The sequence below is a fragment of the Allobosea sp. P1_A7 genome, from assembly GCF_056406775.1.
The window spans coordinates 1-14,467 of the sequence record NZ_JBFTZN010000178.1 but is presented as its reverse complement, the minus strand read 5'-3'; the positions used below and the strand labels follow the sequence as shown (position 1 = coordinate 14,467).

Below are 14,467 nucleotides of genomic sequence, written 5' to 3'. Positions count from 1 at the left end.
GATATAGGGCGCGATGAAGCCGCCGGCCATCAGGATGAAGCTCTGGAAGAACACCCAGACGAGCCCRGCCTCCCAGCCCTTGATCGGATCGCCGGTCATGCTCGCGATCGGCAGCATGATCACGAAGGTGACGACGAACATATGCGGCACGCTGATGCCCGAGGGCAGGGCGCAGACATCGTCGCGGCCGGTTTCCCTGGCGAGCCGGTAGGCGAGCCAGGCGTAATAACCGGTCGAGAGCAGCATCATCAGACCAAGCGCGGGCAGGATGCGGCCGAAGACGATCTCAGCAGGCATCTTCAGCACGAATTGCAGAAGCCCGGTCAGCACCAGCAGATTGACTAGGATATTGGTACCGAAACCGAACAGGGCGTTCCAGTCGCCCGGCGTCCACAATTGTGGCCTGCTTGTCGCGCTCGTCATGGTCTTCACCTCCGCGCTTGGATCACGCTGCGTTTGGAAGAAATCGTCAAAACGCGGAAAACGTGAACAAATCTAATAGTTTAGGGCATTCTTAACGCGAAAAACCGTTGCCGCTTTTCCGCAGCTTGCTCTAGGCAGCCCGGTCCTTGGCTGCGAGGGCGGCCAGCACCGCATCCGTGGACGAGACCCAGCCGAAAATGCCGCCCTGGGCTGCGATCATCGCCAGGCCCACTCTGTGGAATTCCGGAAAGTACGAGGCGCAGGCGTCGCCGAGGACGAGACAGCGATAGCCCCGGTCATTCGCCTCGCGCACGGTGGTGTGGACGCAGACCTCGGTCGTCACGCCACTGACGAGCAGCGTCTCGATGCCGCGATTGCGCAGCATCAGGTCGAGATCGGTCTGGTAGAAGGCGCCCTTGCCGGGCTTGTCGATCACCGGCCTGCGAGCATGGCCTTGCAGGGCAGGAGCGCCGCGCCGAGCAGGGCGACATCATTGCCGAGCGCGGCGCCAAAGCCGCCCGGCTCCAGGAAATCCCGCTGCATGTCGATGATCACGAGCGCGGTTCGCGCGAAATCGACGCTGATCGGGAAGGGCTGGGCTGCAATCTCGGACCGGCTCACGAAAGGCGCTCCCGTCGCTGGCGAACGGAACAAGCTTTGCAAGGGCTGTGCCTGAGCGCGGGTTGCGGCCCCGGAGTTGCGGGCGGTTCCAGCTAAGGATTTGAAATCGCTTGATCAATTTGAGCGTCAGAGGGGCGCGATCGGCGGATCGCACGGGTCCGGCTGCGCAGCGCGGCCGATGCAGGTGGCGGCATGCATAATCTTCGCATGCATCTCGCAAGCAATTGCTCATTTCATAGGCTGGAAAGAAGAGGGGCTATCTCGTGAGCACAATGACCATGCTTCTCGCTGATCATCTTGCCGGCCGGCGCACGATCCCGGAGACGATTGCGGCAGCCTATGCGCGCTATCGCGACCATGACGACGAAGCGATCTTCATCAGCCTGCGGCTCGAAACGGAAGCGCTGGCCGAGGCGGCGCGCCTGCAGGCCGAGGGCCCACGGGGTCGCAGGCTCTGGGGCGTGCCCATCGCGGTCAAGGACAATATCGATGTCGCCGGGCTCGCCACCAGCGCGGCATGTCCGGCTTTCTCCTATCTCCCCGTCGCGGATGCCGGCGTGGTTGCGCGGTTGCGGGAAGAGGGCGCGATCATCATCGGCAAGACCAATCTCGACCAGTTCGCCACCGGCCTGAACGGCACGCGTTCGCCCTATGGCGTGCCGCGCAACGCCTTGCGCCCCGATCTCGTGCCGGGAGGCTCGAGCTCCGGCTCCGCCTGCGCGGTTGCGGCCGGCATCGTTCCTGTCGCGCTCGGCACCGACACCGCGGGGTCGGGCCGGGTGCCCGCCGGCCTGCAGAACCTCGTCGGCCTCAAGCCGAGCCTCGGCCTGGTCTCGACGGCGGGCGTCGTTCCGGCCTGCCGCACGCTCGACTGCGTTTCGGTGTTCGCGCTGACCGTCGATGACGCATCGGCCGTCCTGGAGGTGATCGCCGGCCCCGATGCGACCGACCCGTTCTCCCGTTCCATACCGTTCGGGCGGCCGGGCGCACTGGCGCCGCATCCGCGGCTCGCCATCCCGCGCCCAGCCGATCTCGATTTCGACGGCGCTCCGGCGGCGGCGGCGAGCTTTGCCCTTGCGGTCGAACGGGCGCGAGCGCTGGGCGCGATCATCGTCCCCATCGACATGACGCCATTCTACGAGACCGCCCGGCTGCTCTATGACGGGCCCTGGGTGGCGGAGCGCTATCTCGCCATCCGCGACCTGCTGATGGCCGAACCCGAGGCGATCCTGCCGGTGATCCGGCAGGTCATCACGGGGCGGCCGCTGCCGGATGCGGCCGAGGCCTTCGCGGCGCAATACCGGCTGGCCGGGCTTGCTCTCTGCGCCCGGGCCGCTCTGAAGGGCATCGATGCCATGATGGTGCCGACCGTGCCGCGGCCGGTCACGCTGGCCGAGATGGCGACAGACCCGATCGGCCGGAATTCGCTGCTCGGCCGCTACACCAATTTCGTCAACCTGCTCGATATGTGCGCGCTCGCCGTGCCGGTGAGCCTGATGGAGGACGGCACCGCAGCCGGCGTCACCTTGATCGCGCCGTCCGGCCAGGATGCGTCGCTGGCCAGCCTCGGGCGGGCCTTCCATCAGGCGTCGGGACTGACGCTGGGCGCGACCGGCCTGCCGCTGCCGCCGGCGAACGAGCCGGCCACTGCCGCGCCTGGCATGCTTGAGATCGCCGTTGTCGGCGCGCATCTCTCGGGCATGCCCCTGAACGGAGAATTGACCGCGCTCGGCGCGATCTTCCAGCGCGCGACGAGTACAAGCGCCGAATACCGCCTCTTTGCCCTGCCGGGCGGACCGCCGGCGCGGCCGGGCCTGATCCGGGTCGGGCAAGGGGGAACTCCGATCGCGCTCGAGGTCTGGGCGCTGCCTCCCGAAGGCTTTGGCCGTTTCGTTGCCGGCATTCCTTCGCCGCTCGGCATCGGCACGCTGGCGCTGGCCGACGGCACGCGGGTCAAGGGCTTTCTCTGCGAGCAGATCGCGACCGAGGCGGCGCGCGACGTCAGCGAGTTCGGGGGCTGGCGGGCCTATGTCGCAGCGCAGGGCGCGCGTCAGGGCGCGCCCGCATAGCTCCTGAACGCATCGCGCACGATGCCGATATGGGCGCGCATCGCCTCGCTCGCGCCGGGCTGGTCGCCGCGCAGGATCGCCTGGACGATCAGGTCGTGCTCGCGATAGGAGCCGCCGAGCCGCCCGGTCGCCCGGAACTGCGCCCTGCGGAACGGCGCGACCCGGGCGCGCGTCATCAGCGTCAGCTCCGCCAGATAGCCATTATGCGATCCGGCATAGATCGCGGCGTGAAAGGCCTCGTTGGTCTCGTGATAGCGCGCGGGATCGCCCTCATGCACCAGCGCGCGCAGGGCCTGGTGCAGCCCTTCGAGCCCGCGCCGTTCGGGCACGGTCATGTTGCGGGCGGCGAGCCCGGCGCAGAGCGCCTCCAGCTCGGCCATGGCTTCGAACATGTCGTCGAGCTGCCGCGGGGTCGGCAAGGCGACAACCGCCCCGCGGTGCGGCCGGACGCTGACGAGGCCCGAGGCGGACAATTGGCGGATCGCCTCGCGCACGGGTGTCCGCGAGACGCCGAACCGCGCCGCCAGATCCTGCTCGTCGAGCGGCGTCCCCGGTTCGAGCGCACCGGAGACGATCTCGTCGGCGATCTGAAGGCGCAGCGCCTCCGTGCGCGTCGGCGCCGGGGCTGCGGGCTTGGCTCTGACGGGGAGGGCGCGGGGCGGCATGGCATCAGCACCGGAGAACGGGCAGGGGCGCAGGCGCCTGCATGACAGGCATCGACGCGACGGTCATGGCCAAGGTCATGGCCCGACGCGAAAGACTCATTCCGCGATGACGCTGACATGGGCGGCGACGACCCGCCAGCCTTCGGGAAACTTGACCCAGGTCTGGCTTTGCCGGCCGACCTTGCCCTGCATGCTGGCGCGGCGGAACATCGTGTTGGCGGTCGCCATCGCATCGCCATAGCTGGTGATGACGGTGCGTTCGAGCGCGCGCTCGATCCCGACGGGCGAGCGCGCCGAGCGGAACGCGGCGATCTGATGATGGCCGTAGAGGTTCTCGGCCACGCCATAGCGCAGCGTCAGCGGGCTGTCCCTGAACAGCGCGTCCAGCGTGGCCACGTCGTTGCTCGTCAGCGCCTTTTCATAGGTCGCGAAGGCGGCCTCGACTTCGGCAAGCACGGCAGGGTCGTTGATCTTCATGAAAGGCGTCTCCAAAGGCCATGGCCGGTTTCGGCGCTGCATGCGCAACGGCATCTTGCACCGTCACATCGGCGGATGCGGAATCGCGGTCAGCAGCTCTCTGGTGTACTCGGCTCTCGGGTTGCCCAGAACCTCTTCTGCGGTACCTTCCTCGACGATCGCGCCGCTGCGCATCACGATCACCCGGTCGCAGAGCAGCCGCACCACATTCAGGTCGTGCGAGACGAAGAGATAGCTCATGCCGAGCCGCCCCTTCAACTCCTCCAGCAGGTTCAGGACGACCGCCTGGACGGAAACGTCGAGCGCCGCTGTCGGCTCGTCCAGGATGACGAGGTCGGGGTCGAGCGCGATCGCGCGGCCGATGCCGACGCGCGCCTTCTGCCCGCCCGAGAGCTGATGCGGGAACCGGTCGATCAGCTCGGCCGGCAGGCCGACAAGCCGCGCCAGGTCCTCGCAGCGCGCCCGCAGCGCATCGCGGCCGCGGATCGCGCCCATCCGCATGATCGGGTCGGCAATCGCCCGCTCGGCAGTGAAGCGCGGGTTGAGGCTGTCGGTCGGGTCCTGGAACACCATCTGGATGCGCCGGCGCTGGGGCGAGGCCGCAAACTGCCGGGCGGGGATCGCGCCGATATCGCTGCCGTCAAAGACGATCCTGCCGCCACTCGGGTCGATCAGCCGCGTGATCATCATCGAGGTCGTCGACTTGCCGCAGCCGGATTCGCCGACGAGCCCGAGCGTCTCGCCGCGCGCAATTGAGAAGCTGATACCGTCGACGGCGCGGAAGCCGGGCTTCCCAGGCTCCGCCTTGCCCATCAGCCTGGCRAGGAACGCCCCCGTAGCCGGGCGCGGATACTCCTTCACCAGCGCCTCGACGCTGAGCAGCGGCCCAGGGGCCGCTTCGCCTCGCGCCGCGCCAGAGGAGGTGGGGACAGGCGAGGGGGCGGGCGCTGTCTTGGGCACCGGCTCCGCCTTCGGCGGTTCGGTCAGCAGATCGGCGAGCGACATGCCGATGCGCGGCGTCGCCTGCATCAGCCGGCGGGTATAGGGGTGCTGCGGATTGCGGAAGATCTCACTGGCCGCGGCCGTCTCGACGCCGCGGCCCTTCTCCATGACCACGACCTTGTCGCAATAGGCGGCAGCCAGCCCGAGATCATGGGTGATCAGGATCGTCGACATGCCGCGCTCGCGGGTGAGCTCGACGATGAGATCCATCACCGCCTTCTGCGTGGTGACGTCGAGCCCCGTGGTCGGCTCGTCGGCGATCAGCAGCTGCGGCTGGCAGGTGATGGCGAGCGCGATCACCACGCGCTGGCACATGCCGCCCGAAAGCTCGAACGGGTAGGCATCGTAGCGCTCTTCGGGCCTTGCGATCCTGACGCGCGTCAGGGCCTCGATCGCCTTCTCCCTGGCGGTCGCGCGCGTCGCCTGGACATGTTGCAGCAGCACGTCCTCGATCTGCCGTCCGACCTTGCGGATCGGGTTGAGCGCGGCGCGCGGGTTCTGGAAGACCATCGAGATCTCGCGCCCGCGCAGGTCGCGCATCTGCGCCTCGTCGGCGGCGACGAGATCGACGCCTGAGAACGAGATCGAACCCTCTGCGACCCGGCCGGCCCGGTCGAGAATGCGCACCACGGCATAGGAGGTCACCGATTTGCCCGAGCCGGACTCGCCGACGATCGCGACCGTCTCGCCCTTGGCGACGCTGATATCGATCGATTTCACCGCCTGCACCGCCCCACGGCGCGTGGCGAATTCGACGGTGAGGTTCCGGATCTCGAGCAGCGGGATCGTGGCCAAGGTCAATTCCTCCGCTGGGGATCGACGAGATCGCGCACGCCGTCGCCGAGCAGGTTGAAGCAGAACACCGCGATCATCAGCGCCAGGCCGGGGAAGAAGGCGATCCACCATTCGCCGGAGACGATGAAGCTCGCACCCTCGGCCACCATGATCCCCCATTCCGGCGTCGGCGGGCGTACGCCAAGGCCGATGAAGGAGAGGCCGGCCGCGTTCAGGATCGCGTAGCCCATGGTCAGCGACATCTGCACAGCCATGATCGGCATGATGTTGGGCACGATCTGGGTGAGGAGCAGCCGCCAGTCGGAATTGCCCGAGAGCCGCGCCGCCTGCACGAAACCCGCCTCGCGCCGCACATTCGCCTCGGCCCGCGCCACCCGCGCATAGAGCGGGAAATTGATGATGGCGGTCGCAATCACGATATTGGTGACGCTGTTGCCGAGCGCCGCGACGATGCCCATCGCCAGTACGAAGAGCGGGAAGGCCATGATCGTGTCGGCGATGCGACCGACCAGCTTGTCGACCCAGCCGCCGAAGAAGCCGGCGCTGACGCCGGCGAGCCCGCCGAGCAGGAAAACGAGCGCGACCGAGGCGACCGCAATGGTGAAATCGAGCCGCGTCGCGGCGATGACCCGGCTGAAGATGTCCCGCCCGAGCTGGTCGGTGCCGAACCAATGCGCCGCGCTCGGGGCCTGGAGTGCCGCATTGGTGTTGCTCGCCAGCGGGTCGTAGGGCACGAGCGAGGGACCGAAGATCGCCGCGAGCACGATCAGCCCGAACAGCAGGAAGGCGAAGCCGGTGATCGGGTTTTCCGAGACGACATGGCGCGCATGGGCCCACAGGCTCGTCGCGGGCGGCGCCTCGAAGCGCAGGGCGGGCGTGGCGGCGGGGTCGAGCTTGCTCATGTCGTTCACGGGCCTCACCCTTCCAGCCTGACGCGGGGATCGATGACGCCGTAGAGCAGGTCGATCAGCAGGTTCAGCACGACGTAGAGGATCGCCATGGTCAGCACGAAGCCCTGGATCGGCGCGTAATCCGAGGCGATCAGCGCCTCGACCGCATAGGAGCCGACGCCCGGCCAGGCGAAGACCTTCTCGACCAGGACATTGGCGCCGAGCAGGAAGGAGAACACCATGCCGAGCGTGGTCACGACGGGCAGCATGGCGTTGCGAAAGGCATAGGTGCCGATGACCTTGGCATTGGTCAGCCCGCTGGCGCGCGCGGTGCGGACGAAATCGGCGCCGAGCACAGCCAGCATCGAGGCGCGGGTCATCCGCGTGATCGGCGCCAGCGAGAAGATGCCGAGCGTGACCGCCGGCAGGATCAGTTGCGCCAGCGCGGCACGAAAGGTTTCGACATGCCCGGCAAGCAGGCTGTCGATCAAGAACAGCCCGGTGATGCGCGGCGGTTCCGAGGCGAAGACATCGAGCCGCCCGAGAGGCGCCGGCGACCAGCCGAGCAGGAAATAGAAGGCATAGACCAGCAGGAGCCCGGTGAAGAACACCGGCAGCGAGACGCCGGCCGTCGCCACCACGCGGCAGAGATGGTCGATCCAGGAGCCCTGCTTCACCGCGGCCAGTACGCCGAGCGGCAGGGCGACCGACATGGCCAGCAGCAGACCCGCAAGCGTCAGCTCGGCGGAGGCGGGCAGCCGCGCCGCCAGGTCGGCCGTCACCGGCTGGCCGGTGGTCAGGGACTGGCCGAGATCGCCCTTGGCCAGCGCCGTGACATAGGAGACGAACTGCACCGGCAAGGGCTGGTCGAGCCCCAGCTTGCTGCGGATTTCGGCAATGGCCTGCGGCGTCGCTGCGGGCCCGGCGAAATAGGCTGCCGTGTCCCCCGGCAACACCCGCGTCAGCAGGAAGGTGACGATGATCACGCCGATGACCGACGGGATCGTCGTCATCAGCCGCCCGCCGATCATGCGAAGCATTGTGCAGCCTCCTTGCCGAAATCCGGCGAAGTCGCCGCCGCCGCCGTTGCGTGCGGGGYGGCGGTGCGCTGGGCGCTCAGCCCTTGGTCAGGTAGCGGAAATCGGGCTCGCGGCAGGGCTGGAACTGATAGCCGCCGATCGCCTTCTGGAGCGCCACGTCATGGGTCGGCTGCGCGATCGGCACCATCGGCACCTCGCGGTTCACCAGCTTGATGAAGTCGACGACATTAGCGTCATAGGCTGCCTTGTCGGGCGCGAAGCGCGCGGCGTCGATCAGCTTGTCGAGTTCCGGGTTCTGATAGGCGGCGATGTTGAAGATCGAATTATTGCCGTGCATCGTCCAGAACAGGTAGTAATCGGGATAGTCGAGCCAGCCGGCGAAGCGGTTCAGCACCATCGGATTGGTCTTCTTGGCGATCTCGGTACGGAAATTCGCGCCCGGYACCTTGTTGATCTCGACGGTGATTCCGATCGCGCCGAGCGCCTCCTTGATCAGCACCGCCATCGGTTCGGCGACCGTCGCATTGCCGGCGTCGAAATACAGCGTGGTCGAGAAGCCGCCGCCGGCTGCATCGACCAGCGCCTTGGCCTTGGCGACGTTGGATGTGTAGGGAAAGGGCTGCGGCCAGGTGACCTTGGGCGTCTCGGGCCCGCCCGACATGTCGACGCCGCGGCCGAACAGCGAGGCCTGCAGCAGCTTCTCATAGGGCATCACCCAGGCCACGGCCTGGCGCAGGCGCACATCCTTGAACGGCCCGACCTGCGTGTTGAGGTAGCAGCCCCAGACACCGTTGGGGATCGGCACGCCGACGACATTGACCTTGCCGGCATCGAGCAGGTCCTTGAAGTCCTTCGGTGGCAGCCCGTAGGAGACATCGGCATCGCCGCGCTCCATCAGGGCCCGGCGGGTCGAAGGCGAGGCGATGTCGCGCGCAATGATGCGGCGAAGCTGCGGCAGCTTGCCGGAGGTCCAGGCATCGTTCCGGACATAGATCGTCTCGACGCCGGGTTTCCAGCTCTCGACCTTGTAGGCGCCGGAGCCGGCGACGTTGTTCTTCAGCCACTCCTTCGCATGGGGATCGCCGCCGCCATTCTTGATCGCGAGCTCGGAGTCGAACACGAAGGGGATGGTGACCGCGAGGTTCGGCAGCGTCATCTTGTCCTTGCGGACGAAGTCGACTCGGAAGGTCTTGTCGTCGACGACGACGAACTGCTCTGGCTTCTCGAGCGAGCCGGCATTCATCTGCGTGGTGGCGAACCCCCCGATCGTGCAGGCGCGGTCGAGCGACCATTTCACATCGGCCGCCGTGACCTTGCGGCCGGAATGGAAGGTGGCGTCGCGCAGCTTGAAGGTGCAGCTCATGCCGTCCGAGGCGACCTGCCAGCTCTCGGCCAGTTCGCCCTCGAGCTCGCCCATCGCGATCGTGTTGCCGCCGCCGCCCGGGATCGGCACCGGCTTGAAGCGCAGCAGCCGGTCATAGCAGTTCAGCGCGACGCCATTGACCGGCTGCGACGAGCCGATGCCCTGCATGTCCAGGCTGTTGGGCCCATATTCCTGCACCAGCAGCAATGTCTCGGCCCGGCTGGGTGTCTGTGCCCCGAGCTTGCCCTGCGCGACGAAGGGGGCAGCAAGGCCGGCTGCGATGGCGGTGCGGCGAGTGAGCATCGGCGAGAGATCCTTGTTTTGCCAGTCGGGATGTCGCGGCGCGCCGGCCCGCCGGGAACAGGCCGGCGGGCGGGGCAGAGCGCCCTGCGGCCGGGCCGCGAGGGCAATCCGTTCCGCGCCTGTCGCGGCTCGGATGGTGCTCTGTCCTGGATGCGGGTCAGCAAAGGCGCACATGGGCGCCAGTCAAGCACGTAGCGTGCCAAGACTTAGGCGATTGAAATCTCTTGTAAAATGCCGGCGTGGGCAGCCGCCCTCGTCATGTTGCATGCAATGACTGGTATTCAGGCTATTTAGTGGGCAATTATCTCTGCTGCCGCGCACTTGTGCTTATCAGCGCAGCGTTGATGCCGATCTCGGCCGCGTCGAGGATGGCCGGATCCGATGCCGGATCGGCGGCCAGGCCTGCGGCGTAGCCGGATAGATTGGTGCTCCAGACCAGGATGGTGTCGAGGCGCGATCGCGCGGCCAGGGTCCTTGCCTCGGCGAGCAGCCTGTCGCCGGTAAGATGCGCGGCATCGAGATTATTGGTGATGCCGAGCCAGAGATGCTCGCGGATGTCGACATCCCCACGGCGAAACTGCCCGGCGACATGCAGCGATTCCGCTTCGTCGCCCTGCGTGATCAGGCCGACGCGCCGGCCCGGCTCTGCCCCGAGGAGCGCAAGGGTCGCGAGAGCGGTGGTGACCGCCGGGATGCCCGTCTTGTCCTCGATCCGCCGGCACAGGTCGCGATCGGCGGCAAAGCCCAGCGCCGCGCCCCGCGTCGCGTTCCAGCAGATCGTATCGACGCGGGCCTCTTCCAGCAGCATCGCAGCGGTGTCGAAGGGTTCGAGCCTGTAGCCGGCAGCCGGCGCGGCCGCGACGATGCCGTCATAGGGCACCCGGGCGATGCAGCAATCTATCTCCGGAGTTCCAGCCAGCAGAYGGGCCGCCACGCGCTCGACGACCCGGTTGGAGGAGGGAACGATCAGGCCGATGGCGCGGCGCGCGGAAGCAGTCTCGGGCATGGCAGGCAGCGCGTTTCCGACGGGAGCGGGGGCGATCAGCGTCCGGGCTCATGGCCGGAAAGTAAAGCCTCGTTGCGCGCCTTGGCCATCAGTCACCGGTCCCGCTGACCACAAGAGGGATTGCCTCGATGCCCGTCGCGCCAGGGCTAGCAGGGCTTGCGTCAAGCGTTGCGCCCGGCGCGCGGGCGGGAGCCTGCGACAGGCAGGGCGAGCGGGCGATATTCGCAAATGGGCACGACAAACAACTCCGGTCTCACATACTCTCGCTCCAGTGGTACGAAACCGGGCCATCATACCCGGCCACCGGATCGCTCGCCGGAAACGCCAGGCGGGCGATTGCCCGGCGGATCGGCGCTGTTGCTTCGGTCCGCACGATGTCCCCCGACTGCCCCGGGGGATAGGCGCCGATCACCAGTAAGTCCTGCGATGCCCGCAAGCATCGATGTCCCGTTCCCGCCGGCAGCAGGACGACATCTCCGGCGGCAACCTCGATCTCACGGCCTCTTTCTCCCCCTAGGAGCAGTGTCGCCTTGCCGGCGGCTATCCCGAGAGCCTCGTGCCCTTCGGTGTGATAGTGCTGGAAGTCATAGATGCCGCTGCGCCATTGCGGGGGCCAGCCATTCCCTTCGAAACGCTCTTCCATGAGGGTCGCCATATCCGCGGCTTCGGCGGGAAACGCAGCCACGTAGAACAGCACGGGCAGGCGCGGATTATTCGGCACGGTGCCGTGCTCCTCGAAATGAAACGCCGTGACGATCGCCATGTCGTGCCCCGCGGAACTCGGCGGCATAACGCTGGGAATGACCCATCGTTCCCGGTCCGGCGGTACGTCCCGGCGGCGCGCAGTCCGGGACGTACCGCGCATTGGTGCATTCGGTCCTCAGTGGGCGCTTTTTGCTCGGGATCGCTCGTGCGGAGCAGCCTTAGCCTCGTCGCTGCCAGCGTGCTCGCAGCCTCGCCCACAGGTTCATGGCAGCGTGGACAAAGCGCGCCATGGGTTTGCGCAAGGGCGCGATATCCGMTGCGATCAGTAGCAGGCCGAGCGGCAGCATCCAGAGCCCGAGCACGGGCAGTATCGAGAAGATGCCCCCGACCACGAGGATGAGGCCCGCGGGGAGGCGGGCCCAGCGCGAGGCGGGATGGCGCAGCCAGCGCAACAGGGAGGCGAAACCCTGCGGAACCTCCCGCTCGATGCGCTTGAAGGCCAATCGGAGCTCATGTTTTCCGTCGCTCATCATCTCTCCGGTCCAAAGTTGGTCGGATAACGCATGGCGGAGCAACGTGTTCGCCACGGGGCGGCGCATGGCCCTCGGCCGGGCATTCCTGGCGGATGGTGCCTCGCCGGTCTTCTTCACGCCTGCATCGGAACAGCCTGTCGGGGGCGGCGTTGGGGAAGGGGTGATAGCGAAGGAGACCCCATGAGAAACGGCCAGGAAGCTCAGATTGGGGCGCGCGATTCAGCGCAACGGGGCCCCGACGGCCCTTTCTCACCTTCGCCTGTGCCGCTCAAGGCGGCTGGGCCGGCAGGCCCTGATGCCGTCGAGGCGGCCGGCACGCGCGAGCGCGTACGGCGTAGCGACCTTGATACCCCCGGGCGGGAATAGCCCTRTGGAGCTGTTTTCATGGGCTGAAGTCGACCTGATCTTCAGGTTGTTGGCGGGGACCGCCGCGGGCATAGCCGTCGGCTGGGAGCGCACGCTCAAGCAGAGCAGTGCGGGCATTCGCACATTCGGTCTGGTCGGACTTGGAACGGCAGCGGCAGCTGGGATCTTCGGCGAACCGGATCAGGCCGATGCGGCAAGCCGTGTCGTGCAGGGTGTTCTGACCGGCATCGGATTTCTGGGCGCCGGGGTGATCGTCCTTCGCGATCGGGAAATGACCCCGAGGGGGCTCACCACGGCTGCGGCCATCTGGGTGACGGCCGCTCTCGGCTGCGCTGCCGGCCTGGGCGACTGGAAGATCGTCGTGACCGCAACGGGCCTCGCATTGCTGCTGCTGGCGATCAATCACTCGATCGAGCGCTCGCTTGGGCGCGCGACTTCGGTGATCAGCTACACGATCTCCAATCTGGTGGCTCAGCTGGGCTTCCCGCTGTTCGACCGGGATTCCACCCGGAAGCCGATGCTGAAGGAAGCGGGGCGGACCGTGGCGCGAGCCGGCTGCGCGCCAAGGCTCAGGGCCTGCCGTGCGCCCGGATGCACTGGCCAACCGGCGCGCGCAGGTTGAGGTTTTCTGCCAGCCGGGCGGCTGCCATGACCAGCTTGATCGACTGGTCCCGGCCTTAGGAATGCGCCGTCAGGTCGGCGCTGCGGCCTTCGTTGACAGGCATTCCATGAGCGGTTAGCTCTTAATCTAATACGTATTAGATTCCAGGAGAAGGCGTTGCCGCGCGAGCAGAAACCATCGAAGCGACCGGGAGCCGCGACCAGCACCGATGTCGCGAAGCGTGCGGGGGTTTCGCAGGCGACGGTTTCGCTGGTGCTCAATGGCGCAAGTGGGCGCGTCGGTCTCTCCGAGGCCACGCAGCAGCGTGTGCGCAAAGCCGCCGCCGATCTCGGCTACACCCCGAATTCCGTTGCACGGAACCTGAGGCAGCGGCGCACCAACACGCTCACCTTCATCACCCCCGATATCGGCAATCCCTACTCGGCCGAGGTGATCGGCGCCGTGCAGCAGGTGGCGCAGGAGCGCGGCTATCTGCTCGACGTGCTCGTTGCGGAAGACGAGGCGGCCAAGCTCAAGGCGATCGCGCGGCTGCGCGGGGGCGTCTCGGACGGCGTCATCACCTCGGCTCCAACGCGGGCGATCTGGGACGCGTTGAAGGAACTGGCACGCCACGGCGTCCCCTGTGTCGCGCTGCAGGATCAAGGCGACGGTACCGAAATCACCTCCGTCGGCGTCGATCTCGAGGGCGGGGGCTACATGGCGACGCAGCACCTGCTCGCCTGCGGCTATCGGCGGATCGGCCATATCTCGGGCCAGCAGCGGCATCCCCTGCGCGAGCGGGAGCGTGTGCACGGCTATCGTCGGGCGCTCCTCGAAGCCGGTCTGCCGCCGCGTCCGGATTGGGAAATCGAGGTCGCGAACAGTCCGGAAGGAGGCGTGAAGGCGGTGGAGCTCTTGCTCGCCTTGCCGCAGCCGCGGCCCGAAGCGCTTTTCGTGTTCAACGACCAGATGGCGATCGGCGTGCTGCACGGCTTGCGTCGTCACGGCCTGCGCGTGCCCGAGGACATGGCCGTGGTCGGCTTCGACGGCATCGCGCTCGCGGCTTTCACGGTTCCGGCGCTAACGACGGTGGAACACCGCCGGCTCGAGCTCGGCCAGCAGGCGGCGACGAGCCTCATCGACCAGCTCGAGGGCGGGGAAAGCCCCGTTCGGTACACGCAGCTTCCGGTCCAGYTCGTGATCCGGGAATCCTGCGGCGGCCTGAAGGGTGGTGGCCTGCCAGCCTAGAGCCCGTGACCAACAACACCAAAAAACCAAGCCGCGAAAAGCGGTGATGATCCAGGGAAGGAAACAGGGATGACGAACCTCAACGGAACAGGCACGGTTTTCTCTCGGCGGCATATTCTGGGCGCCGGGCTCGCTCTCTCGGTCGGGTCGGGGAGGGCGGCGCGGGCCCAGGCGCCGGTGAGCCTCAATTTCGCGGTCTGGGGCAACCGGGCGGAGGAGGACGCTTTCCGCCGGCTGATCGCGGGCTACACCGCGCAAAACCCGCATGTCTCGATCCGGCTGGAGCTCAGCGGATCCTCCGGCCAGCTCTATCAGCAGGTCGATACGCGCCTCGCCGGCCGGCAGGCCCCCGATCTGGTC

General features: G+C 67.3%; 13 protein-coding genes and 2 pseudogenes. 4 read left to right on the top strand and 11 right to left on the bottom strand.

The features are described 5' to 3' along the window. Together AC1D34_RS25370 and AC1D34_RS25365 are read right to left on the bottom strand one after the other, a co-directional pair. Positions 1-423, bottom strand: a pseudogene (locus AC1D34_RS25370) (regulator); the annotation flags it as partial. A gap of 130 nt (positions 424-553) precedes the next feature. After that, positions 554-1,044, bottom strand: a pseudogene (locus tag AC1D34_RS25365) (cysteine hydrolase family protein). Positions 1,045-1,322: 278 nt separating this feature from the next. Here AC1D34_RS25365 and atzF point away from each other — a divergent pair. Beyond that, positions 1,323-3,113: an allophanate hydrolase gene (gene atzF, locus AC1D34_RS25360; RefSeq protein ID WP_441504598.1), complete on the top strand. Its 1,791-nt coding sequence runs from the start codon at positions 1,323-1,325 to the stop codon at positions 3,111-3,113. Here the strand turns inward: atzF and AC1D34_RS25355 are convergent. From AC1D34_RS25355 to AC1D34_RS25315, 9 genes are all read right to left on the bottom strand, one after another. Further along, the gene (locus tag AC1D34_RS25355; RefSeq protein WP_441504597.1) at positions 3,095-3,778 is read right to left on the bottom strand and encodes a GntR family transcriptional regulator; all 684 of its coding nucleotides are present in this window, start codon (positions 3,776-3,778) and stop codon (positions 3,095-3,097) included. The genes atzF and AC1D34_RS25355 overlap by 19 nt on opposite strands. Before the next feature lie 96 nt (positions 3,779-3,874). After that, the gene (hpxZ, locus tag AC1D34_RS25350) at positions 3,875-4,255 is read right to left on the bottom strand and encodes an oxalurate catabolism protein HpxZ (protein ID WP_441504596.1); all 381 of its coding nucleotides are present in this window, start codon (positions 4,253-4,255) and stop codon (positions 3,875-3,877) included. 63 nt (positions 4,256-4,318) lie between these two features. After that, the gene (locus tag AC1D34_RS25345; protein ID WP_476825693.1) at positions 4,319-6,052 is read right to left on the bottom strand and encodes a dipeptide ABC transporter ATP-binding protein; all 1,734 of its coding nucleotides are present in this window, start codon (positions 6,050-6,052) and stop codon (positions 4,319-4,321) included. A gap of 2 nt (positions 6,053-6,054) precedes the next feature. After that, positions 6,055-6,954 (bottom strand): ABC transporter permease, encoded by a 900-nt coding sequence (locus tag AC1D34_RS25340; RefSeq protein ID WP_441504853.1) that lies wholly within the window; start codon positions 6,952-6,954, stop codon positions 6,055-6,057. A 14-nt stretch (positions 6,955-6,968) separates the two neighbouring features. Then, entirely contained in the window at positions 6,969-7,982 is a 1,014-nt protein-coding gene (locus AC1D34_RS25335; protein WP_441504594.1) for an ABC transporter permease, read from the bottom strand. Positions 7,983-8,058: 76 nt separating this feature from the next. Further along, entirely contained in the window at positions 8,059-9,648 is a 1,590-nt protein-coding gene (locus AC1D34_RS25330; RefSeq protein WP_441504593.1) for an ABC transporter substrate-binding protein, read from the bottom strand. A 301-nt stretch (positions 9,649-9,949) separates the two neighbouring features. Then, positions 9,950-10,654 (bottom strand): hypothetical protein, encoded by a 705-nt coding sequence (locus tag AC1D34_RS25325; RefSeq protein ID WP_476825692.1) that lies wholly within the window; start codon positions 10,652-10,654, stop codon positions 9,950-9,952. A gap of 253 nt (positions 10,655-10,907) precedes the next feature. Continuing rightward, positions 10,908-11,417 (bottom strand): cupin domain-containing protein, encoded by a 510-nt coding sequence (locus AC1D34_RS25320; protein WP_441504591.1) that lies wholly within the window; start codon positions 11,415-11,417, stop codon positions 10,908-10,910. 160 nt (positions 11,418-11,577) lie between these two features. Beyond that, the gene (locus AC1D34_RS25315; RefSeq protein ID WP_476825691.1) at positions 11,578-11,889 is read right to left on the bottom strand and encodes a hypothetical protein; all 312 of its coding nucleotides are present in this window, start codon (positions 11,887-11,889) and stop codon (positions 11,578-11,580) included. 418 nt (positions 11,890-12,307) lie between these two features. Between AC1D34_RS25315 and AC1D34_RS25310 the strand changes: the two genes are divergently transcribed. From AC1D34_RS25310 to AC1D34_RS25300, 3 genes are all read left to right on the top strand, one after another. Continuing rightward, entirely contained in the window at positions 12,308-12,880 is a 573-nt protein-coding gene (locus AC1D34_RS25310) for an MgtC/SapB family protein (RefSeq protein ID WP_476825690.1), read from the top strand. 156 nt (positions 12,881-13,036) lie between these two features. Next, positions 13,037-14,107, top strand: coding sequence for a LacI family DNA-binding transcriptional regulator (locus AC1D34_RS25305; RefSeq protein ID WP_476825689.1), 1,071 nt, complete (start codon positions 13,037-13,039; stop codon positions 14,105-14,107). A 69-nt stretch (positions 14,108-14,176) separates the two neighbouring features. Beyond that, positions 14,177-14,467 (top strand): hypothetical protein (locus AC1D34_RS25300; RefSeq protein WP_476825688.1); only part of this gene is annotated, 291 nt, incomplete at its 3' end.